Origin of the sequence: Mailhella massiliensis, assembly GCF_900155525.1 — a bacterium.
Taxonomy (GTDB): domain Bacteria; phylum Desulfobacterota; class Desulfovibrionia; order Desulfovibrionales; family Desulfovibrionaceae; genus Mailhella; species Mailhella massiliensis.
Genome location: NZ_LT706951.1, coordinates 814,089 through 837,249, shown reverse-complemented (window position 1 = coordinate 837,249; position 23,161 = coordinate 814,089). Strand labels below are relative to the sequence as shown.

The 23,161-nt window shown below is 60.6% G+C and carries 16 protein-coding genes; 5 read left to right on the top strand and 11 right to left on the bottom strand.

Annotation, left to right across the window (positions count from 1 at the left end; translation table 11 throughout):
• Position 1: 1 nt before the first annotated feature.
• The 3 genes from drmB (at position 2) to CZ345_RS09415 (ending at position 3,552) form a co-directional block, all read left to right on the top strand.
• Positions 2-1,834 carry a DUF1998 domain-containing protein gene (drmB, locus tag CZ345_RS09425; protein ID WP_077072874.1) on the top strand — a complete coding sequence of 611 codons (1,833 nt, stop codon included), beginning with the start codon at positions 2-4 and terminating at the stop codon, positions 1,832-1,834.
• A complete protein-coding gene (gene drmC, locus CZ345_RS09420; protein WP_077072873.1) occupies positions 1,827-2,582 on the top strand; it encodes a DISARM system phospholipase D-like protein DrmC in 756 nt (251 codons plus the stop codon). Before drmB ends, drmC begins: the two co-directional genes overlap by 8 nt.
• 154 nt (positions 2,583-2,736) lie before the next feature.
• The gene (locus tag CZ345_RS09415) at positions 2,737-3,552 is read left to right on the top strand and encodes a hypothetical protein (protein ID WP_144277307.1); all 816 of its coding nucleotides are present in this window, start codon (positions 2,737-2,739) and stop codon (positions 3,550-3,552) included.
• A 78-nt stretch (positions 3,553-3,630) separates the two neighbouring features.
• On the opposite strand, the gene CZ345_RS09410 is transcribed toward CZ345_RS09415, so the two are convergent.
• The 3 genes from CZ345_RS09410 to CZ345_RS09400 all read right to left on the bottom strand — a co-directional run bounded on the left by CZ345_RS09410 (position 3,631) and on the right by CZ345_RS09400 (position 7,620).
• The gene (locus CZ345_RS09410) at positions 3,631-5,040 is read right to left on the bottom strand and encodes an anti-phage deoxyguanosine triphosphatase (RefSeq protein WP_077072871.1); all 1,410 of its coding nucleotides are present in this window, start codon (positions 5,038-5,040) and stop codon (positions 3,631-3,633) included.
• A gap of 593 nt (positions 5,041-5,633) precedes the next feature.
• Positions 5,634-7,169: an ammonia-forming cytochrome c nitrite reductase subunit c552 gene (locus CZ345_RS09405; protein ID WP_077072870.1), complete on the bottom strand. Its 1,536-nt coding sequence runs from the start codon at positions 7,167-7,169 to the stop codon at positions 5,634-5,636.
• Complete coding sequence (locus CZ345_RS09400; RefSeq protein ID WP_077072869.1) at positions 7,162-7,620, bottom strand: cytochrome c3 family protein; 459 nt, start codon at positions 7,618-7,620, stop codon at positions 7,162-7,164. Before CZ345_RS09400 ends, CZ345_RS09405 begins: the two co-directional genes overlap by 8 nt.
• A 625-nt stretch (positions 7,621-8,245) precedes the next feature.
• Here CZ345_RS09400 and CZ345_RS09390 point away from each other — a divergent pair.
• Positions 8,246-9,568, top strand: a complete 1,323-nt coding sequence (locus CZ345_RS09390) for a 4Fe-4S binding protein (RefSeq protein WP_077072867.1) — start codon at positions 8,246-8,248, stop codon at positions 9,566-9,568.
• Positions 9,569-9,660: 92 nt separating this feature from the next.
• Entirely contained in the window at positions 9,661-14,160 is a 4,500-nt protein-coding gene (locus tag CZ345_RS09385) for a hypothetical protein (RefSeq protein ID WP_077072866.1), read from the top strand.
• A 72-nt stretch (positions 14,161-14,232) separates the two neighbouring features.
• On the opposite strand, the gene pgsW is transcribed toward CZ345_RS09385, so the two are convergent.
• The 8 genes from pgsW to ggt all read right to left on the bottom strand — a co-directional run bounded on the left by pgsW (position 14,233) and on the right by ggt (position 22,805).
• Entirely contained in the window at positions 14,233-15,351 is a 1,119-nt protein-coding gene (pgsW, locus tag CZ345_RS09380; protein ID WP_077072865.1) for a poly-gamma-glutamate system protein, read from the bottom strand.
• A gap of 100 nt (positions 15,352-15,451) precedes the next feature.
• Positions 15,452-15,892, bottom strand: a complete 441-nt coding sequence (gene pgsC, locus CZ345_RS09375; RefSeq protein WP_077072864.1) for a poly-gamma-glutamate biosynthesis protein PgsC — start codon at positions 15,890-15,892, stop codon at positions 15,452-15,454.
• Positions 15,883-17,067, bottom strand: coding sequence for a Mur ligase family protein (locus CZ345_RS09370; RefSeq protein WP_144277306.1), 1,185 nt, complete (start codon positions 17,065-17,067; stop codon positions 15,883-15,885). The genes pgsC and CZ345_RS09370 overlap by 10 nt, the downstream gene beginning before the upstream one ends.
• Before the next feature lie 182 nt (positions 17,068-17,249).
• Complete coding sequence (locus CZ345_RS09365; RefSeq protein ID WP_077072862.1) at positions 17,250-18,443, bottom strand: succinylglutamate desuccinylase/aspartoacylase family protein; 1,194 nt, start codon at positions 18,441-18,443, stop codon at positions 17,250-17,252.
• An 11-nt stretch (positions 18,444-18,454) separates the two neighbouring features.
• Positions 18,455-18,619 carry a hypothetical protein gene (locus tag CZ345_RS16895; protein ID WP_154674809.1) on the bottom strand — a complete coding sequence of 55 codons (165 nt, stop codon included), beginning with the start codon at positions 18,617-18,619 and terminating at the stop codon, positions 18,455-18,457.
• A 126-nt stretch (positions 18,620-18,745) separates the two neighbouring features.
• Positions 18,746-20,083 (bottom strand): hypothetical protein, encoded by a 1,338-nt coding sequence (locus CZ345_RS09360; RefSeq protein WP_077072861.1) that lies wholly within the window; start codon positions 20,081-20,083, stop codon positions 18,746-18,748.
• A 179-nt stretch (positions 20,084-20,262) separates the two neighbouring features.
• Positions 20,263-20,820, bottom strand: coding sequence for a DUF6305 family protein (locus CZ345_RS09355; RefSeq protein WP_077072860.1), 558 nt, complete (start codon positions 20,818-20,820; stop codon positions 20,263-20,265).
• Positions 20,821-20,978: 158 nt separating this feature from the next.
• On the bottom strand, positions 20,979-22,805 hold the full coding sequence (ggt, locus tag CZ345_RS09350; RefSeq protein ID WP_077072859.1) for a gamma-glutamyltransferase: 1,827 nt from the start codon (positions 22,803-22,805) through the stop codon (positions 20,979-20,981).
• Positions 22,806-23,161 lie beyond the last annotated feature (356 nt).

Here is a 23,161-nt window from a genome sequence, read left to right as displayed (position 1 = left end):
TATGGCTTGTGTAGGTGAAATCCGTCCCAGTCAGCTCATGTTTTCCTACGGCGTGGGCTCCATTGTTGACCTTCCCCAGTTTTCCGCTCTGGTCATGGGGCTGGACGACTGGGACAAGGCAAAGTGTCCCCTTATTGTGGAAAACCGCCTTCTTTCCGCCGTGCGTCAGTGCGTGGGCCAGCAGGTGGAGGAGCTGCGCCTTCCCCCGGTTCAGCCGGAAAACGGCGATGAGGGCACGGGCGTGCCCGTCGCCCCCTTTCCCCGCTGGATGCGCTGCACCGCCTGCGGCTACATGGCCCCGCTGGAGGGAGGAGTGTTCACGAAAGTGGAGCGCATGTTTCAGCCTGTGCGCTTCGTTCATGCCACCTGCCGGGAAAGCAGGGGCCGTCAGGCTCCGCGAGCCGTGCCCGTGCGTTTTCTTTTCGCCTGCTCCAATGGACACATGTACGACGTGCCGTGGAGCGACTTCGTGCACGACGGCAAGGAATGTGCCGAACCCAGGCTTTACATGTCGGAATTCGGCGTTGTCGGCAGTACGGATGACATCTGGATACGGTGCGACAACTGCGGTGCAAAAAAGCCTCTCACCAGCCTTTTCGACAAGCTGCACCGGGGCGGTTATGCCTGCAGGGGGCTGCACCCGCACCTTCGCAGAAAAGCGGCGCGGCCCTGTTCGGAAAGGCCTTCCCTCATAACGCTCGGCGCGTCGAACCTGTGGTTTCCGCAGTCTTTGAGCGTGCTTTCCATTCCCGACAACAAGAGCGAGCTGGAAGCGCTGGTCAAAAAACACTGGGAAGATCTGCAGGATGCGGACGAGGGCGCCATAGTCTGGCTTTCCAAGCCGAACAGGCACCCCGAGCTTGCCGCCTTTGCCGTGTCGGACATACTGCGGACCATTGAGGAGGTACGGAATGCCCAGCAGCAGAAAAAGGATGTCGCGCAGATAGAAAGCGACATCAAGCTCCCGGAATGGAACATCCTTACGGGAACGACGCCCGTGGAGGCTTCCCATACGCTGGAAGTGAAGGTTGTGGATGCGCCGACGAACTGCGGGCGCTATTTTGAAAAAACCACCCTTGTACCCCGGCTGACGGAGGTGCGGGCCATGTACGGCTTTACCCGGCTTTCCACCCAGCAGGAACTGGACCTCGGCATCGTGAGGCCGCTGACCACGGTTCCGCTCACGCGCGAGCCTGCCCGCTGGCTGCCCGCCTATGAAAGCCATGGGGAGGGGATTTTCCTCCGCTTCAGGGAAGACAGGCTTCAGGCATGGGAAAGCAATCCGAAGGTGCAGGCCCACAACGAGCTTTTCTTCCGGGCGCATCAGGCATGGAGGAAGAGCCGGCATTATGAAAACGTGAACGAAGGCTACCCCGGCATCCGCTTCGTGCTGCTGCATTCCTTCTCTCATGCGCTGATGCAGCAGATCGTGCTCGACTGCGGCTATACCGCCGCCAGCATCAGGGAAAGGCTCTACTGCCGCACGGCGGACATGGAAGGCGGGCCCATGGCGGGCGTGCTGCTCTATACCGCCGCCTCCGACAGCGAAGGCACGCTCGGCGGGCTGGTTTCGCTGGGAAAGCCGGACATACTCGGCAGGTACATTCAGCAGGCCATGGAAAGCATGCGCCTGTGCACGGCTGACCCCTTGTGTGCGGAACGCAGGCCGGAGGCCGACGGCCGCAGCATACACGGCGCAAGCTGCCATGCCTGCCTTTTCAGCCCCGAAACCTCCTGCGAGTGCGGCAACCGCTATCTGGACAGGAACGTCCTTGTCAGCACGTTTGCCACCCGCGACAACGTGATGGGATACTGGGAGAAGTGGGATGAATGAAGCCCTGGCCGCCAAAGCGGGCAAGTTCTGCATATCCACGCCTCCTGAGCTGCTCGACGCTTTGGCCCGGGCGCTGGAGGAGGGGCATGAGAACGCCGCCTCTCTTCAGAAAAAGCTCGGCCTGAATGCCGATGTCGCAAGGAGATTTGCGGAGCTTCTCCGGGACTCATCCTGCGAGGAGCTTGCCGCCGCCCTGCGCATGGGCGCGCACTTCTGCCGCAGGGAGGAGTCCCGCCGGTCGAGCTTCGTATGGTCCGGGCCTTCCGCTGTGCTGGAAGCCAGAAAGACGGAACAGGTCATTCTGGACCTGGTGCAGGGGGCGGAGGAGGAACTTCTGCTCGTGAGTTTTGCCGCCTACAGGGTTCCTTCGCTGCTTTGCGCCGTGCAGAAGGCCGTAGACCGGGGCGTACGGACGCGCTTTGTTCTGGAAACGGAGGATGATTCCGAGGGCAGGCTGAATGTCGATGCCTCGGAAGCGTTTTCTTCCCTCACGGGGGCGCGTTTTTACCACTGGCCGAAGGAAAAGCGGGAAAGCCATGCCCCGGGGATGCACCCCGTCATGCACGCCAAGTGCGTAGTCACGGAAAAGGCCTTTTTCATCAGCAGCGCCAACCTTACGGAACACGCCGTGAGCTGCAACATGGAACTGGGCTTTCTTTGCTTCGACAGGGAAAAGGCGGTCGTGCTGCTCGGGCAGTTCACGAGCCTCATCGCCGCAGGCATCCTTAAGAAAATGGTAAAAACATGACGATGATAAGAATATGATGTTTATCATCACACATGTTTGATTGTTTTTTGTTAATCAGATGTTGATAAAAAACATATCGTATATAGAAAAATGAACAGTGTAATTGTACATGTTAAATTCATCCATACATATATATGATGCCGATTAAAGGCGCGTGACGAAGAAAAATTGCCATTTTTCCATGAATGCCCCCTTGACGGATGCCGAGGGGGCATTATTTTGCTTAAAAATATTTTTCTCTCAAAGGAGAACTACGATGATTGATGGGAACGAACTTGTGGAGCTGCTCCGGCAGTACGGAAAAAACAGTATCTTTCATGCAAACACGGTGGCCACTTCTCTTTCCTTTCTGCGCAACGGCGGATTGTTGTCCCGGCAGTATGTGGAAGATCACCCGGCTACATGCTATCAGACCTTGCAGAAGACTGATACGACGGATAAGCAGTTTGGTGTGTATAACGATATTTTCTTTGACGTAGAAAATATTTGGGAAATTAAAACAACATGTTTTTACGGGCCTGTGGTGTTCCAGTACGATACGCGGGTGCTTCTGGGGCGGGGCAACCTTGCCGTGAGCAGAAGCAACCCTGCATATTGGAGGAATGGTCCGGAGGATCAGAGATATTTTCCCGACGTGGCGTCCATCCGGCAGGAGAAAGGTCTTTTCCTTTTTGCGCCGTGGCCTGAAAATGAGCACATCATGCTGCGGCAGCAGGGGAGGCTTGATTTCGTCAGGGCTCTGGAAAAGGTTATCCTGTACATGCCCCCGGAAGGGACGGATGAATCATTCCTAGCGGAGAGAAATCGCCCTTCTGCGGCGTATGAGGAGCTGGCGGCCGAATGCGGGAAGCGGGGAATTTCCTTGGAGGTGCGCTATGTGAGCCATGAGTCATGGCAGGGCACTGTGGAGCACGGCAATTCCGCAGGTCGTTTTTACGGGTTCAGAGCTCATGTGCCCAACGTGGCTTGAACCTGTGCCCCGGGGGCGGCAGGCCCCCGGGGCATGATGCAGGGCGGAGAGCACACAGGGGCTTTCCCTGTGGGGGCATCAGAGCCTGTCGAACACCGAGCCGCGGTGCGGGCAGAAGATGCGTTCGTACACCTTGGCGGCATATTCGTCCGTCATGCCCGCCACATAGTCGCAGATGACGCGCATTTTCGCTTCTTCGCCGTCGGCATCGAGGTAGGTGTTCTTTGTGCTTTCCGGCAGAAAGCGCTCCGGGTCGGTGGAGAGCGCTTCAAAAAGCTCGATGACAATGCGCTGCCCCTTGAATTCCAGCTGCTGCACGCCGGGCGATGTGATGACAAGGTCCATCACCACCTTGCCGAGTGCCTTTTGCAGGGTGGCAAAGGGCTCGGGCAGTTCCGCATTGAGGCGGAGCAGAGGGGAGGTGAAATCTTTTTTTTCCTTCAGGCGGCAGGCGCTGATGAAAAGGTGGATCAGCCGCCCTATTTTTTCCTTGCGCACGCAGGTATCCGCGTTGAAAAGGCCGTGCAGGGTGTCTTCCATGGCTTCCAGGTCGTCGCGTTGGAAGATTTCCCTAAGTTCCCGGTCAAGCTCATGCAGAAACTCCCGCGTGCACCCGTTTTCCTCCATGATGCGCTCGAACTTTTCCTGTGTGACGAGGCCGAGGGCAATGGCATCTTCAAGGTCGTGCACGCTGTAGCAGATGTCGTCGGCTATCTCCATAAGGGAGGCGTCGAGGGACATGTGGTAGTGTATCTTGTTGCCCTTCATGTACGGGGTGCAGAACAGTTGTCTTTCCTCTTTCGGGATGGGCTTGAGAACCCAGGAAACCACCTTCGATTCCGTGTCAAGATAACACTTCGGCGGTATATAATCCTTTCTTTTAATGAGCCACGGCAGGGAAGAGTGTGGTTTCGGATAACGTGTATTCTTGAATTTCAAAACCTTACTATAGGCAACAGGATATTTCAGAACGCCGAGCAGCAGCCTGCGCGTGGGGTTGAGGCCGTAGCCCTCGACGTATTTTTCCAGGCGGGAAAGGATGCGCAGCGTCTGCCCGTTTCCTTCAAAGCCGCCGTGCTTTCTCATGCAGTAGTTCAGGGCCACTTCTCCCCCGTGGCCGTAAGGGGGGTGCCCCAGATCGTGCGCCAGGCCTATGGCGCTGCTCAGATGGGCATCCGGCAGGAGAACATACACGATAAGAGACGGAATATTCGTGACTTCGCAAAGGGGGAATCTGTCTTTTTCGCGGATTCTTTTTTTGAGGTTGGAGACGAGCGCCGCGCTTACCTGCGCCACTTCCATGGAATGGGTCAGCCTTGTGCGGTAAAAGTCGCTGTCGCCCATGCCGAGCACCTGCGTTTTTCCCTGAAGGCGGCGGAAGGAAGGGCTGTGAATGATGCGCGCAAAATCCCGTTCCCATTCAGAACGGGATTCGTGTTCACGACGGATATTGGGGCTTCTGCGTTGTTCCCATGGCTTGTCTTTCATGGCACTTCTCCTTCCACAGGTTATGGAAATAAGGTATCTTCATGGTATTTTTGCGTCAATAGTCTTTAACTGCGACATGCCTGCAACAAGGGATGCAGAAGATGTTCAATGATTGAACAGTAAATATAATCAGAGTGTTATTGTTTTTTTTGTGAAAGAAAAATTCTGAGGTCTTCGGATGCGGGAGAGTTTTTTTGTCGACATAAGGGAAAAGGCTGCGGATACAGGGAATGTTTGTACGAAAAGTGTATGCCTGAAGGGCCGGGCGAAGTGTGACGAGGGGGGGATAACGGGCGGATCTGGCGGCGGGAGCGTTCCGCAAAAGCGCCTCTCCCTCCATGGCAGCAGGATGTCGCGCTCCGAAAGTGAATATGCCCCCTGCGTCAAGGCAGCGTGAAACAGGTTTGAGCCTGCGCCTTGCCGGGAAGTTCGGCATCAGCAGACGAAAAAGCAGGCGCTTTCCGCAAAAAGCGCCTGCTTCGAGGGGATGGGGCGAGGGACGGCGCCCCTGGAGGATGATTTCGGGCCCGGCGGGGCGCGTTTACGCTGCCGGGCAGGAATTCCGGGCGGGAGAGTCCCGCCCGGGGAGGATGTTACCGAATCCGCCTGTTGCCTTCCCACACCTGTTCCGCTTCGGGAAGCACGGGCAGGTAGGTAAGCCACTTGTGGCTCTTCATGTATTCCGGGTCCTGCTGGAGCTTGCGGCTGAGCTCCAGAATGGGCGGCACGATGTCCTTGATGTCGCCCGCGAGGTTTGCGGCGATATGGGCGTTGGTGGCCTCAAGGCACAGGTCGATGGCCTTCTGGCTGTATTCCGTGGAGCTCATGAGCGTGTCGAGAGCCTTGGCAGGGTTGTGGAAGCCCACGCTGTTTTCCGCGGAAATGAGATCCCAGAAGAACTGGCCCTTGCGCACGTTCTCCCGCGCCATGGCCATGAGTTCCTCGTAGCGGGAGTTTCTTTCGCCTTCAAACTCGTTGGCAAGGCGCACGGCCTCGTGTGCCTTCACGCTTCTTTCCTGCGCCTTGAGAAGCTGGCGGTAGGTCTTTTCCTGAATGTCGTGCACGCGGGAACGCAGAAATTCCGGCGTCTTGTCCGAATGGCAGGTGCGGCAGGCCGTAAGTTCCGGGTCCTTGAGCGGCGAGGTCCACCAGTGGCTGGAGTACTTCTTGCCGTCCTGCTTCTTGTAGGGCATGTGGCAGTCCGCACAGGAAACGCCCGCAGCGCCGTGGGGGCCGTTCTGCCAGGTTTCGTATTCGGGGTGCTGCGCCTTGATGATGTTCACGCCCGACACCGCATGCACGAAATCCGTGAACGGGCCGTTGTTCGCGCCGTGGGTGTTGTAGTATTCATACATGTCTTCCGGGTCGAAGCCGTTGTCCCACGGGAACACGGGCTTGCCCGCAGGGCCGTTGTCCTTGTGGGTGAAGTAGTATTCCACATGGCACTGGCCGCACACCAGGCTGCGCTTTTCGTTGCGCGAGAGCGTTGCCCAGTCCTTGCCGCTTCGGGCAAGCCAGTCCTTGAGCGGGATGGAGTAGAGCTGAAGCTCCATGTTCGTGGTGTCGTGGCAGGTGGCGCAGCTGATGCTTTCGTTCATCACGTCCACCTTCGTGCGGTATTCGTTGAAGTCGCGGCTCCACACGCCGTCGCCTTCCGCGGCCACCCACTGCGAAATGTTCGGCACCTTGCAGTTCCAGCAGGTGGCGGGCATGTTGCCCTTGCCGTCCGGCGCGTAGCGGTTGATGCGGTCGATGTCCAGAATGTCCTTCACCGCGTAGGTATGGCCGCGCGCCTCGTTGTATTCATACATGAAGGGATACCCCAGCCACAGATTCTTCAGGTACGGCTGGGCCGCCTTGAATCCCTTGGGAAGAGGATTCACGCCGTCGTTCTTGCGGAAGTTCACCGAACCCTTGTATTCCGTCATCACCGACGATTCGTCGTTCTGCCGGTAGGACGCGTACTGCAGCGGGAAGGCCTTTTCAAATTCCGAAGCCTTCAGCGTATTGGCGGGAAGGCCGCTGTCGTAGATGGGCGTCTTCACCACACAGGTGTCGTCTTCACAGCCTGCAAGAAAAAGGGAACACACAAGTACCGCGCCCGTCGTGAGCATCGTTGTCTTATTCATCAGCCGCCTCCCTGAAGCTGACAGGAATTTTCTTCTGGTGCGCCATGCCCCGGTGGCAGTCCACACAGTAGGGCTTGGCCATCATCACATCCGCATTGGTCACGCCGTGACAGGCGCGGCAGTTGGCGTTCACCACGTCCCGCGTTTCCGTCCGCGCAAGAAGCGGCGCTTCCTTGCCCTGAAGGTTGGCCACGAAGTCGCGCAGGCCTTCCTGCGCCTTGAAGGGCAGTTTGGCCACAAGGCTGTGGGGCGCGTGGCACTCGTTGCACGCAAGATCCGCATGAGGCGAGAGGCTGTGCGTGAGCGCCGCCTCCTTCATGACGTGACAGGTGGAACAGAAAGGTCTTGAATCGGAATACTGCATTCCGGCCGCAGCCAGAAGCACCAGCGCCGCTCCCAGCGCCGTGCCCCCCAGCAGCATTTTCCATGGTCCGTGCCTGGATGCTTTCATGGGTCTCCTCCTTCCGCTAAAAAACACTCCGGCACTTCCTTTATACGCGAGCCTGAAAAAAGATAATGTGATTTGAATCACAAACACGGGAAAGAATATCAGGGACGTGTTTTTGTGCGGGAGCGGAAAGGCGGGGCGTGAAGAACGGAAGACGGCCGCAAAACCGGATGGCGGCACAAGGCCGGAAAAGCGGGGCCGGGGAGAAGCATGAAGAGCCGCGTGGGCGGGGAATGGAACCGTTTTTGCTTTTTTTTGCGGCTTCGCCGGGCGGAAGGTGCCTTCCGGGAAGGCTCTGCGCGGGGGGGCGAAGGCTGCGGCCGCGGCTTTGGGTGCGCAGCGAAGGCCCGTGCGGGAGGGATACCTTTGGGAAGGTCGCCCTGCCGCATTGAAGAAGCCTGCGTGCGCCTGCGGCACGGCTTTGCAGGAGGGCGGATGCGCGGAGGAGGGGCTTGCCTGCGCGGGCGCGCGCCTGTATGTTCCGGCGGCGGCAGGCCGGGCCCGGCGGGGAAAAGCCCTTCACGGGGAGGCGCGGCATATGACCAGAATCACGGCAGGGCGGAGAAAAACAAGGTAAGCCCGGACGGACGGGACAACGGACTTTTCCCGAAAGACTGCGAGGAAGACCATGGAAGAACAACAACGGGGCATCGGAAGCGTACTTTGTTTTGCGGCGACGGCGCTTTCCCTTCTGCTGGGAGCGGCGCACCTGTGGCGCGCGGGCCGGGGGGACGGGGCGCTCTTGTGCCTTTTGTGGGCGGCGGCCTGTCTGGGCCGGGCGGCGTGGATGCGCGTTCTTTCCGCTGCGGCGCTGTTTTTTTTCTGCGTGGAGTGGCTTTTTACGCTGGAAGCGCTTGTGCAGATGCGCCTTGCCGTGGGAGCGCCGTGGATGCGCCTTGCGGCCATACTGCTTGGCGTTGCCGCGTTTACGGCGCTTGCCGCAGGCATGCTTTTTTCCGCGTACGGCCGAGCGTGGTTCTGCCGTGGGCGGGAGCAGGCCCTCATGCAGGGCGCGGCCTTCATGCTTGCCTTTGTGCCGCTGTACTGTATGGCGCGGTATGTGCCGCATCTTCTGCTTGCCGGGCGCTTCGTGCCGGGGGCAGGGGTGGCGCAGGCCTTTGCGGCCGGTTTGTGGAGCGCCTTTGTCTGCGGACTCCTTGCGGACGGAAAAAGGGCATACCGCGCCAGAATGCGGGTGTGGCGGCTGTTTTCCGTGGTGTTTTTCGGCCAGATGCTGCTTGCCGCGGCGGGATGGGCCGTATTTTCCATGAGCGGGGAACTGCATGTTCCCGTGCCGGGCGTGATTGTTGCCGGGGCTGTCTACCGGGGAGAGCTTTCCTTCATGCCCGTGCTTTTTCTTGTGTCCGTATTGCTGGCCGGTTCCGCATGGTGCAGCCACCTGTGCTATTTCGGTTCGTGGGATGCATGGGCCGCTTCCTTTGCGCGGCCCGCGCATCACCCCGGCCCCCTTCGCCGGCGCGCCCTTTCCCTTGCCGTGGTGTGCGGCGCGGCGCTTCTTCTTTCCCGCGGCGCTTCCGCTTCCGCGGCCGTGGCCTGCGGCGTGGCGCTCGGCCTTGCCATGCTGCCCGTGAGCGCGTTCCTAAGCCGGAAAAAGGGCTGGGCCGCCTATTGCACCGCCATCTGCCCGCTGGGCCTTCTGGCCTGTCTTCTGGGCAGGCTTTCGCCCTGGCGGCTGCGCCGCACCGCGGCCTGCACCTCCTGCGGAGCCTGCGCGCGCTTTTGCCGCTACGGCGCGCTTACGGAAAAAGGTCCGGCGGAACACGGACCCGGACTTTCCTGCACCCTGTGCCGCGCCTGCCTCAACGCCTGCCCCCGCGGGGGCCTCTGTATGACCTTTCTGGGAAAGGGCGCGGACGGCCGCGCGGAGCGGGCCTTTACGGCGCTTGTCTCTTCCATGCACGCCGTGTTCCTTTTTACCGCCATGGTGTAGGGGGGCGGCGGCTCTGAAAACATACGTCGAGTTTTTCTTGCCATGTCTGCCCGGCGTTCTTACCATTGCCTCATGTTTCCATGGAGGGACGTATGAGCAGGGCCGGCATGTATTCAAACAGGGGAGATGAATATCAGGTTCTTGTGGCCGTGAATCTGGCGCTGGACATGCTTGACGGCGAGAGTATCCAGAGCCTTGAGTGCGAGGTGCTTTTTGATGCACAGGGCAGAGAGGTGCCTGTGGATGACATTGTCGTTCACCATAAAAACGGTGACGCCGTCTTCTGCCAGTGCAAGGTCAACAGCCCCGGCTATGGAAACTGGACCTTTTCTTCCCTGAGGGAAGATCTCCTCAAGGCATGGAAGCAGTTTTTGTGCGCTTCCGCCGGGCAGCGCTTTGTTTTTTATTCTGCCAGCCCCTTTCCCGTTCTGACGGGTATCATCGAGTGTGCCCGGATGGCGGAGAATGACGGAGAGTTTCTCTCGCTGATGAGCGCGAAGGCAAAAAGGGAGTATGAGAACTTCAGGCAGACGGTGGGGGAGCAGAACGAGGAACGCCTGCGGCGTTTTTTCCTTGCGCTCGAATTTCGCAATATCTCTTTGGAACAGCTTCAGAAAGAGATTCCTTTGCGTCTCAGGCGGCAGGTTGCCGGAGGAGATACGGCTCTTGCCGCCATCAAGGAGAAAATCCGCCGCATGGCGGCAAGAACGGATGCTGCCGACGCTGAGAAAAGGCGCCGTATTCCTGAAAAGAAGTTTCACCTTACCCGGCAGAGCCTTCTGGATACGCTGGCAACGGCGGGCTGCCGCGTCACGCCCCTGCGCAGTGAAGAAGAGCTGAAACGGTATGTTGAAAAGTATTCCCTGCGGGGAACAAGCTGGCCCAGAGATATTGGAGGGCGGCGCTTTTTCCGCAGCGAGACGCAGCAACTGCTGCGTCTTGTGGAGGAAGGGCAAAATGCGCTTCTTACCGGGGAGGCCGGAGCGGGCAAGACCTGCATCCTGCTGGATTTGTGGGATGCGCTGAAGGAGCGTTCCGACCTGTTTCCCGTATTTGTGCAGGCGCGCGACCTGGGAGGAGAGGAGCTCGGGAATCTGACGGAAACCTTCGTCGATGCCGTGGCCCGCATGGCGGAGCGGCGGAAGGTGGTGGTTGTGGTGGATTCTCTGGACGTGCTTTCCATGGCCGGAGAAGAATTTTTCGGGCCTGTGCGCGTCGTGCTGGAACAGCTCCGCCCGTTGAAGGATGTGACGGTGACGGCTGCCTGCCGGAAATTCGATTTCGACTATGACCCGTATTTCGATATGTTCCGCCCATGGAAGAAGGTGGAGGCCGGGCCGCTTGAGGTGGAGAAGGATGTTCTGCCCTGGCTGGAAGGCATGGGGGTGGAGATTGCCCGGCTTTCGGAGAAGCAGAAGGCGCTGATTTCCCTGCCGCGTATGCTTGGGATGTTTCTTTTCGTCTGGCGGGAATGCGGCGGCTCCGATGCGGTCACGGCCTGGGAACTTGCCGAGGAATACCTGCGCCAGCTCGGCCGCAGACGTACGGACTGGCCCGCGCTCCGGGAGCAATTGGAAGATGTCGCCCTGCGGATGCTTGAGCAAGACCGGCTTTCCATGGGGCGGGATGAGCTGAATCTTACGGAGGAGCAGCTCCGCTTCTGTGAAAGCGAAGGGGTGCTCTGGGAAGAGAAAATTCACCGCTATACGTTCATACACCAGACATGGACGGACTGGCTGGCCGTAAGCCATGCCATGCGCAACGGAAAAACGCTGCTGGAGTTCATTACGGGCATGTCCTCCCGTCCCTCTCTGCGGGCCGCCGTGCGGGTGTTCTTTTTTGCCCTGAGGGCGAGGGATTCCGCGCGTTTTCGGCGCGAAGTGCGCGAGGCGCTTCGTTCGCCGGAACCGGCGTTCCACTTCAAATGGCTTCTGGCTGTTTCCATGGCCGAGGTGGAGCCGGAAGAGAGGGATGCTTCCCTGCTTTCCAATAATAGGGATGAGCATCTTTTTTTTGCGTTTCTGGAAGCGGCGGAGCCGGAGCGGTGGTTTGCCTTTCTCTGCCGCCATTTTCTGCCGCTGTGGAAGGAGAAACGTGACCGGTGGAGCCTGGTACGCTTTGGAATCTGGTGCGGGAACCGCGAGGGCGTGAACCTTGCCGAAATCGTCCGGCTGTGGAGATACCTGCTGGATACAGGCAGGGAAGATGCCGTCGTTGTGGGGGCTGCCGTCTTCTGGTTGAACGACGTTTCCGAATGGAATGTTCCCGGCCTGCGGGAGCTTTTCGAGCGGCTCATGGACGTTGTGGGGGATGCTCCGCATCTGATGCTGGGCAGGCCGCTGTCACAATGGGTCGACGCCGAGAATGGTAACGACGACCTTTTATGGCGTTTCATCACCCGTAAGGTGAAGCACGCGCGCATGGCGGGGAACCTCAGGCTTGAATGCGGCACGGCGGATTTTTACCGCAGGGATTTTCTTGAGGGAAGAATGCGGGATTCGGAAGTGCTGCTCGACATGGCGATTGCCTCCATGGAGGAGTGGAGCCGTGAGGGAGGCATGACTCTCATGGATGGCCGCACGCGGTATTTTTTCCATGACTGCATCAGAAAAAAAGTACCCGGCGCAGAGTACGGCTTCGACATGCTGTTTTCGGCCGTCGTGCGGGCCTGCATACATCATGCGGAGAAGAACAGCCCGTGGTGGCAGGATCATGCCGCGAAGCTCTGGGCTTCGGACGAACTCGGCATACGCTATCTATGTCTGTGCGGCCTTCTGGAGCAGCCGCAGAACAACCTGAGTCTGGTGCAGGAGGCGCTTTCGCACATAGGCAAGGCGACTCCGTGCGGGGTATATTTCCGGCAGCCTTTGGCTCTTTTGCTGCAAAAGGCCGCGCCGCATCTTGAGAAAGACGTGCTTGATGCCTTTCAGCGTGATTTGATTGCTCTGGGGAGAGAGGCCCCTGATGCCGACCGTGCGGCATGGTTCTGGAAACTCTACCTTGCCGCCGTGCCCGCGCCGTACCGCCTGCCGGAGAGCGTGGCCGTTCTGGAAAAGCTGAAGGAACCCGCCCCTGCTGCATCCGGGGACGGAGAGTCCATGCGCGTCGGCACTGTAGTGTCTCCCTGTGATGAGGATACGCTGCTGGAACTTTCCGACGAAGAACTTCTGCGCCTGCTCCGGTATTATTCCGCTCCCGGTACGGACGACAGACTCAGAGAATATGTGGACGGGCATTTCATGGGCGGGCCGGAGGAACTGGCACGAGCGCTTTCCAGCGCGGCGCGCAGAAAGCCGGAAGCCTTCTGGCCCCGCATGAGCACATGGCCGGAGGATATTGCGCCCCTTTTTGCCGATGCCGTCATGGAAGGCGTGGCACAGCATGCCTGGAGCAGGTTCGGCAATCTCACCATTTCCGGCGCAAGGCCCGTGGCCTCGACGCCTTCCCGGGAATGGCTCTGGGATGCGCTGACGGCTATGGGGGCACTGGGAGAAAAGCGCAAGGTGCAGGTGTTTGCGGCGGATGCTGTGCTGCACGCCTGCATCTACCTTGTTTCTTCTGCAAAGGAGGCGGAGAGCTTGCAACACATGGTTGCATGGACGGACAGGCTTTCCGCAGGGCAGGGAAGCGATAGGCTGGAAGAGTTTGAAAACGCCGTCCGGGGAAGCTGGGTTTCCGCCGTGTGCACGCTGGCGGTACGCCTGCGGGAAAAAGCTCTTTCTCTGCCGCCGTGGCTGAACGACTGCCTTTTTGCCTTTGCCGCCGATTCCCATCCCGGTCCGCGGTCCGTACTGCTGCGCCATCTGGCCTTTATGCGCCTGCCCGCCGAGGAGGGCTGGACGCTGTTCGACCGGGCCGTGGCTCCCGGCCCTGCGGAAATCTGGGATTTTGCCCTGGATTATCTGTGCGACAGTGTGGATGTCGACTATGAAAAGACCATGTACTATGTGGATGCCATGGGTTCGCTGCCGCTGAAGGATTCCGCAGAAATACTGGGGGAACTTCTTACATGGGCGTTTCTTCTGCAGCGCATGCCGCGCGAGGAATACCTGCGGCGGCTTTCCACCCTCGACCATGCCGGGGTATGGCTGGAGTGCATGCGGATGCTGGTATTCAACGCAGGTGACGACCCTTTGCGGGAGATGTGCTTTGCGGGCATACGCGATATTCTGGCCTGCAGGAAGGAAGACAGGAATATCATCAGCGAAGGTATGCGGCTGTTCAGCAGGCAGGAACAGGGCTTTATTTTTGTTCCGTACGATATTGTGGAAGCGATACTGACGGCGGCGGGGAACTTTCCCGACCTTTTCACAGCGTTGCATGGTTTTCCCGAATGGTGCCGTTTTTATGCCCGCCATCATTGCCGGGAGGCGTTTTCGGCCATGGCGCGGTTCTGGGATATGCCCCGCGTTTACTGGGACAGGGCGAAAGGCGGTATCTTGTGCGAACTTCTGAAAATGTTTTTTCAGGAAGCCGAGGAAGCCGGGGCTGAGGACCCCATGCGGGAAGAGGTGAACCTGCTTGTGGAGAATATCCTGAAAAAGGAACCGGACGCCGTGCAGACGTGGCTTGAGGATACCGTGCAGCGTTGAAACGTGACGGGCAATGCGTTTTCGGCGTGACTCCGCCGTGCGGGAGGGATGCCGTCCTCTCCGGGGGGAGGCTCATGTTTTTTGACGTCGCGGAAGAAGGGCGCAGACGGCAAGAGCTCCCCAGAGGGCGAAGAGCAGCAGCGTGCCTGTGATGCGGAACATGCGCCGGGTCTCTCTGTCTTTTCCGTCGGGTACGGACGTGGGGGCGGCGGGCAGGTCGTAGCGGGCGGCCAGGCGTTCGATGTTGATGAGATGGATGACGGGAATGCCTTTTTCGTACATGCGGAAGATGATGCCGCGCCGGGGGCTTTTTGTGGCGGGCACGCGCGTGAGCAGACCGTTGTCCAGCAGGGCGGCTTCGCTCACCCAGCCGAGCGAGGTCACACCCCCGCCTACATTGATGAAGGCCCTGGGCGGGCCGTTCTGAAAGTAGATGGCCATGCGGCGCTTCATGTCTTCTTCCAGGCCTTCCACTCCTTTTTCGGGAATGGAGACCGCGCCGTGGCGGCGTATGGCCTCTTCCCCGAGGGCGAAGCCCGTGCCGTCGAGACCGCCGTCGCCGTCCATGATGCCTCCCAGAGAGGCAAAGCCTGTCTGCACGTGAAGTATGCCGCGCGCGGTCAGTTCGCGTTCCATATCCAGCCAGGTAAGGCCCGGAATGTTGGCCCCGTAGTTGGAGGCGCCCACGGAAGAGAAGACCACCGGTTGCAGGCCGAGGGTTTCGCAGGCGCTGAGTGCGGCAAGATTGAGGGCGGGAAAGGAGCCGGTGAGACAGACGGCCACGATGTCGCCCCTGGTGACGTCCGCCTGCTTCAGCCAGAAGGTGACAAGGCCTGCAAAATCGGGGTTGAGGCTGGTCTGCTTGGCGCTCAGGAACCCTATGGAGGTGGTGAGGTCGCTGTAGTCCGTGCCGATGAATCCGGTACGGGCCGGGTCCAGCGCGGGGTCTACGGCGATGCCGAGTTCTTCGCGCAGTTCTCCGACGGCCTCCATGCCCCGGCGCATGAGGCGCGAGGCGCGCAGGGCGTCTTCGTCGGGCCGCCACGGATCGCGCATGAGCAGGACAGCGCAGGTCAGGCAGGAGAGAACAAGGGCAAGGCAGAGCAGCAGGCGCGTTTTTTTCCACGGCGGGGGCGAAGCATGAGCCGGAGGACCCGAAAGCTGAAGAAAAAGGGAAAGAAAACGGTACATGGCAGGCCTCCTGTCTGCCGGAGGGAAGATGCTGCGGCCGCGACGTGCGCTCCGGGCGTGGCGGGCCGTTTTGCCGCGCAGGCGGCTTGGGAAATTGCGGCTAGTACGGCATTCGACCCAGCATTTCCATGACGAGTCTCACCGCGCAGGTGAGGGCAAGCAGGGCGAGAAGCGTGAGGCAGGGGCCCTGTCTGTCCATTTCATGAGCCACCAGCCCGGGAATGATGTACCCCACGGTTTCCACCCGCCCGAGGGCCGCATCCGTACCCATGACGGCGGCCCCCAGCGTCCACTGCAGGGCAAAGCCGACGAGTACGCAGAGGATGAAGCGGCGGCGGCCGTAGAGCAGGCAGAAGCGGGAGAGAAGGCGCATACAGAGCATGGTGCCGAGGGCTACGCCGAGGCACAGGGCTATGGTGCCGGGCCGCTCCAGCGAAAGGGCGAAATAGCCCGGAGCGATGAGCCCCCCGGCCACGAGGCCCGTCCATTCAAAAAGGAAAAAGCCCAGCACGAGACCTGTGGCGATGGATTCTATGAGCATGGGGGGCCTCCATAACACGCGCGGAATCGTTCCGCGTAGCCGTGGGCGTTGCCGAGGCCTGTCACGAACAGGCCAAAGCGGCCTTTTTCCCGGGCCGTGCGGATAAGGTCGGCCACAAGCTTTTCCGGCGGGGGGGCATTCCACAGCCCTGCGGAGACAAGGGCGGGACGGGGAACAGGGCAGGGACGCCCTGCCGAAAGCGCGCCGTACCAGAGTGCGCAGGGCGCATGGCTTCCCACCGGAACAAGGACGTCGAAGAAGCTTTCATGAACAAGCCATGCCGTGAAGGCCGTGGTGCGCAGGGGTCTGTCCGCACGGGTGCAGAGAAGCGCCGCGCGGAGAAGGCCGGCAGCTTCCTTTCTTTCGCGGGCCGCCAGCATCATGCGCGCGGAAGCGACGTCGTTCACGGAAAAGAGGTCGAGAAAAAGAACGGGCATGTCTTCCGGCGTACCGGCCAGAGGCCGGGCCTGCCCGGGAGAGGTGCCGCAGGAAGACGGGGCGGCGCCGGGGAAAGGCAAGACCGGGGCGGGAAGCCGGAGCGCACGGCATACGTCGTCCGCTGCGGCACGGGCCAGAGCCTCGGGCTGTGCGGGGGCGGAAAGAGGCGCGTCAACGATGCGGCAGCACGCTCCCTTGGCCGCGGCATGGGCGGACAGGGAAAGCGCGCCCGTTTCGTTCCCCGTGTACACCGTTGCCCCCGGCGGAATCATGAGCGAGAGGGTGCGCAGCACGCCTTTGCGGCCGCGGCCCATGGTTTCCTCATGGTCCGGCCGCAGATTGGTGACGACGGCGCAGGTGGCGCGCAGTATCTGTTCGGAGGTCAGCACGTTTTCCTTCTGCAGCGCCATGCCTTCCACCACGACGACATCCGCATTCATGGCCGAGGCCATGCGCAGGATGCGTATGTGTTCGCGTATGCTCGCCGGGCCTGTGCGCCGCACGGGAGCGGTGGAACCGTCGGGAAGGAGGTATTCCGGCGCGTCTCCCGTGGTCTTTGCCAGAACGCGCAGCCCCCTTTCGCGCAGAAGCGCGGCCGTGCGGCGGACCACCGCGCTCTTGCCCCGCGTGCCGTGCACATGAATACGGCAGGGAACGCGCCTGCGCCATGCGCAAAGCTGCCGCCCCTCCACCACAAGAGGCACAAGAACGAGAAGAAGACAGAGCCAGAAGATCATGAAGCCTCCGCTGGAGGAAAAGGCGCGGAACACGGCAGAAACGGTCCGCGGGGAGAAAAGGGCGTTCCCGGCAACTTGCCGGGGAGTTGGGAGCGGCGTTTTTCCGGTCGGGAAAACTTCAACCTTTGCTTTAAAGATGTCGGACCCGCCCCTCCGGCACGCCGGAAGGACGGGGAGAAGCCTCAGGATTGCGTGAACAGCCTCCACACGCCGGGCAGGGCGCGGAAGCCGGGGTCCGCGGGTTCTGCGGGCGGAGGATTGAAGTAGTAGCCCACGCCGTTGGTCATGAGATCTTCGTAGGAGGGAATGCGTTCGAACTCCACTTCCTTGCCGGTGACTTCCCTGAGGGCCACGCACAGGGCCTGAAGTTCCTGCATGTTGCGGCCGATGCGCTTCTTGAGCGGGCTGCCGCCCTCCCACGGGGCGAAGAGATAGCCGAGTTCCGCCGCACGGTCGTAGAAGGCGTCGATGCCGTCCACGGGGAGGAATTCGTCGGTGATGCCGCGTATCTTGCCCTGGGTGGGGTTGACCGTTTCGGAGGTCATGGCCATGAGCTCGGGGAAGAGGTCGCCCATTTCCAGATTGCTGAGTCCGCGGAAGGAAGGCGGAGAGACTTCGGCCCCGATGTCGAGGTCGTACATCTGCATTTCCAGCGCGGCGAGACTCACGAGATCCTGCGCGCGGGGGTGGCCGCTCAGCGCGTTGATGAAGGGATATTCGGGCTGGCCTTCATGCAGGTCGATCTGCATGTCCACCTTTTCCTGCCGGTTGAGCTGCTGGATGCCGTAGGCCACGCGCTCGGCGAAGGTGCCGTCCGGGCGGCCGGGATAGGCGCGGTTGGGATTGCGGCATTCCTCGCCGGAATACTTCTGCTTGTGCGGATACTGGATGAAGACTTCCGGGTCGGGCCAGTGCTCGGCCGAGTTGCCCGTGCGCGAACCGTGACGGAACGTGCGCTTCGTACCGTCGGGACGGGGGAAGCTGATGAACTGAGGGTGCGCTTCCTGCGGATAGTTGTGGGTGAAGCCCGTGTTGCTGCACTGGGGAAGGACGATGACGCGCCCCCTGGCCACGGTGCAGTGTTCCACGAGGATGAGCGCCGCGCCCCAGCCCGCCGGTTCGTCGGCATGGGTGCCGCCGAGCACGAGGAAGGTTGCGCCCGGTTCCCGGCCTTCCATGATGAAGACGCGGGTGTCGCCCAGCGTGCCCCTGAGGGAAGGCTCATAGTCGCTGAGCCACTTCACTTCCGTGACGCCCGGGCCGGGAATGATGAGGTCGTCCTTCCACATCTGAACATAGTTCAGCGTAAGCAGCACGCTGAAGAGCACGGAGACGGCTACGGCCGCCCAGCCCGTCTTTCTGTGGTTGATGGTCATGCCGGCCTCCCTTACTTGATGAAAAACAGCCGCATGGCAAAGGGAACGATGACGAATATGGCCAGAATCTGTTCCCAGACGTTCCGGGAACGCAGGGTGTTGCGGATGACGAGGTACAGTATGAACGCGGTGAGCACGGTGTACATGGCCATGACGATGATATACAGTGGCGGCATAGTGAACTCCTTGCGGATGGTGGTCTGCCCCCATGATGAGCGCCGGGGAGCGCAGGAGAAAACGCTTTGTCTGCCGGAGGCGGAAGCCGCGTTCTGCGGAAGCAGGCGTTTTCCTGAGGCAGCTTGCTAGAAGGGCACGAACCAGGCGGCGAACTGATTGGCGAAGACGAGTTCCGCCATGGTGAAGACCACGCACACGATGAGGGGAATGAGGCTCTTCTTCAGAATGGGCGAATAGGAGGGTTCCTGCGTGAGTTCCTGAGCGAAGTAGCCGCCCAGGGCGGAGGGCGGAATGACCTGGGCCAGCACGCAGAGCATGGAGCAGCCCGCCACGATGGCGATCTGATTGCTGCTTACCATGGCCAGAGTGAAGGGAATGCCCAGAATGACCGAAGCGCCCAGATGGGTGAGCACGCCGCCCAGAAGGGGCAGGCTCACGCCCATGGCGAGGTACATGAGCGCCGGGGCTATGGAACCCACCACCATGGCGCCGAGAACCAGCAGTCCCTTGGCCCCGGTGAGCGTGGTCACCTGTACCACGGAACCGACCACGAAGATGAGCGCCACGGTGGAGAACACGCCGCCGCGCAGGGCTTCGGCGCAGGCGTCCACATAGCGGAACTTCCTGCCCGTGAACATGGTCACGAAGGTGCCGATGACGAAGACCATGGGAGTGACGATGTCGGGAAATTCTCCGGGGAAGACGCGGATGAGCACCATGATGCCCACCACCACGATGAGCGGCACATAGGGCATGATGAAATTCTTGCGTTCCGGCCGGGGGAGCTTTTCCTCGATGGCTTCCAGACTCGGGGAGCGGAAGTCGCGATACCCCAGGAAGAAGATGGTGAACAGTCCGAGCGGAACCGTCATGACCAGAAGCAGAAGGTCGAATCCCTCGTAGGGCATGTTGATGCCGCTTGCGATGATGATGGCCGGCAGGTTGACCGGCGGGGCGGCCGCGCCGATGGACGTGACCATGGCGATGATGGCCGCTATTTTCAGATTGGGAATGCCGCAGATGCGCAGAATGGTGATGGCGACCATGCCTGTGCTGAGCACGGCGGCCGTGCCTACGCCCGTGACCATGCCGGGGAAGAACAGCAGCAGGGTGATGAGGCAGAACATGATGGTCGGCCTGTTGCGGAACGTGGTCACGATGTCGTAGGCGATGCAGTCCAGATTGCCCGCCTGCCTGAGACAGGTGAGGAACATCATGCCGGTGAAGATCACGAGATTGATGTAGATGTACCAGACCGGCCCTTCAAACAGATGGCGGAACGGAATGCCGAAGCCCGTGACCACGGCGCTTATGGCGACGGAAACGAACAGGTTGACGGCAATGGGGATGTCCTGCCTGAATTTCTTTCCCAGCAGAAGGATGGCGACATAGCTGACGATCATGGCGGCAAGTGCGATGCTTGCCGTGACATACATGGCGTCGCCGTGGGAATGTGTGAACATGGGGCCCCCTCATGTCGAAGGTGTGAAACGAAACGGCTTCCGAGGCGGAGCGGAACGGGGATGTTTCGCGGAAAGACTGCGGCGGACGCCGCCGGAGGCTTGCGGCCCGGAAAGGCCCGGCGGAAGGAAGGACGGGGCTCTGCTGCAGGGGTGCCTGAACCCCGCCCTTTTGAGGAGGTTCAGCTGCCTGCGGCGAGGTTGCCGAGAACCTTGGCGATTTCTATGGCCTTGGGAACCAGGATGATGGGCCTTTCACCCGCAGCCTTGGTGAAGAAGCCGTCGCTGTTGCCCGCTTCGTACACCAGGAAGGCGTCCGCGCTGGGGGCGAGTTCTTCCAGAAGCTGATTGGTCATGGCGTCGCGCCGGCCTTCGCCGCCGATATGGACGAGAATGAGGTACGCGCCGCTGTCCTTCGCAGCCTTGACGAGATCATGGCAGCGCTTCTTTTCCGTATCGAGGTTCACGCCTGCGGAACCGAAGCCCTTGAGGCTGGTGCCTACGGTGACGAACACGGTCTTGGCGGCGGCCACGTCCTCGACGCCCGCCAGCGGCTTGTATTCACCGGCAAGCTTGGCCCGCCCGGCCAGTACGGAAAGAGTCTTGGCATCGGGGCTCTGCCCCAGGGAGGTGAACAGGGCCGGGGTCTGTATCCTGGGGAAATCGGCGGCATGGGCGCCGACGACGGACAGGGCGATCAGGCCGAGAGCACAGACGGCGGAACGGAAAAGATGACGCATGGTATCTCCTTTGGTTGCATGTTGGGAAAGGGACTTCCCCCTTGCGGAGGGCCTTTCCCCGGGCCGGAGCGGACCCCGGCCGGGGAGGGCTTCGTCGTGGAGAGGAAAAAGGCCGTTTTGCAGAGCCGACGGGGCGGCTTCACGGGTGACGCGGTGCGTCAGTAGGCGTCTACATGGCCGTCGCCGCGTATTTCGGCGCCGCCGGCGTACGTTCCGGTGGCGGGGTCGATTTCAATGACCCATACGTTGCCGGAACTCATGCGCCAGATCTGCGAGCCGGGCACGGAATCGTGACCCATGCGCACCATGTCCTTTTCCCAGAGATCGCGCAGTTCCGGTTCGATGGCCAGGCGCGTTCCGGCGGAATAGTGGTACATGTCGCCGTACAGGAAACGCGGCGCGGAAATGGCGGCCTGAGGGTTGAGACCGTATTCCAGCATACGGATCATGACCTGGAAGATGCCGGGCATGGTGGATTCCGCTCCGGAGCCGCCCACCAGAATGCGGGGCTTGCCGTTCTGGAAGAACATGCCGGGAGAGAGCGTCCAGCGGTTGCGCTTGCCGGGAGCCACCACAAGATTGCTGGGCTTTTCCGTCCAGGGGTTGTCGGCAAGGTCGAACCAGTCCATGCCGTTGTTGCCGATGACGCCGGTGTTGCCGAGAATGTCCTGGCCGCCGAAGAACTGGCCGAGAGTATGGGTGAAGCTGACGCAGTTGCCGTCCTTGTCCACGACCACCACATGGTTGGTGTTGCCGCGGTAGGCCATGTTGCGGGTACTTTCCGCAAGGGATACGGGCTCGGAGGCGAGGCTGCCGGGCAGGGCCGCGCTCGCGGGAACCTTCCTGCTCCATTCCGCGGGCTTGCCGGGCTGTACCTTGCCGGGGGCCGCCTTGGTTCTGTCGATGCGCAGGCGCTGGGCCGCCGCGTAGTTGTCGGAAAGGAGATTCTTGGCCTGGCTTTCCACGAACTTCGGGTCAGCCACGAACTCGTAGGAGTCCGCATGGGCGAGGCGCTCGATTTCCACCATGAGATGCAGGTATTCGAGACTGTTGTCCGCTATCTTCGACCAGTCGAAACCTTCGGCGATCTTGAGCGCTTCCATCCACGTTACGGAGCTGGAGGGCGGCGGCATACCGTAGACGTCGAGGTCCTTGTACTTCATGTGCAGCGGTTCCACCCACAGAACCTTGTAGTTGGCCAGGTCTTCCCTGGTCCACAGACCGCCGTTCTCCTTCATGTAGCGGATCATTTCGTCCGCTATGGAACCCTTGTAGAACGCGTCCACGCCTTCCTTGGCGATGGTGCGGTAGGTGGCGGCAAGTTCCGGGTTCTTCATCAGGGTGCCGGCGTCGGGCCATTCCCCTTCGGGGGCGAACACACGGGCAAGGTTGGGATACATCATGGGCGCCTGCGCCGCCTGCGTCTTGTAGTTGTGACTCTGGCGCTGACTGAGTACGAAACCTTCCTCAAGATAGCGGATGGCAGGCTCGGCCACCTTGCCGAAGGGCATGGTGCCGAACTTTTCCAGCACGGTGCAGTAGGCCATCATGTTGCCGGGAATGCCCATGGCCTTCAGACCGGAGAGCAGCTCGGAACGGTCGGCAAACTTGTCGGGAGTGGCCGCCGCCGGAGCCTGGGTATCGGCATCGAGCGCGTAGAGCCTGCCTTCCTTGGCGTTCCACAGAAGCCAGAAGCTGGCGCCGCCGGGGCCGCACATGGCCATGTCCACAGCGCTCAGGGTCAGAGCCGTGGCCACGGCCGCATCAAAGGCGTTGCCGCCCTGTTCCAGAATCTGCACGCCCACGCGGGAGGCGAGAGGATGCGCAGAGGCCACCATGCCGTTTTTGGCAAACACTGCGGCTTTGCTCAGATGTTTTTCCGACTTGTACTCGAAGCCCGCAGCCGGGGAGAAGCAGACCGTGGTCAGCCCTATGCCTGCCAGCAGCATGGTCATGAACCGCCTTGCCTTGTTGAATCCTTGCATATGCGCCTCCTGAAAGAAAGAGGTGGACGTGTGACGTTGGAAAACGCACCGTAAAACAAGACCCGTCATTTTTTGATAAAGACGTTATATCAACATGAATGTTGTTGTAAGGCGTGCTGAAGAAGACTTCTCCTCTATGATTAGAGAACACCGTAATGAAGGATATTGTCAAAAGATTATTTTTGTACGGCGGTATGCAATATAATTGCACACGGAATGAAAAGTCTGTGAAAGGAGGAAGTTGCGGTAAAGGCGCCTGTTTTTGGCCGGAGGGATGGAAAAGCATGGGCCGCAGGAGAGCGGCCATGCGGAGCGACCGCAGAGAAGGGGGAGAGGTTCCCGGAGAAACGGAAACC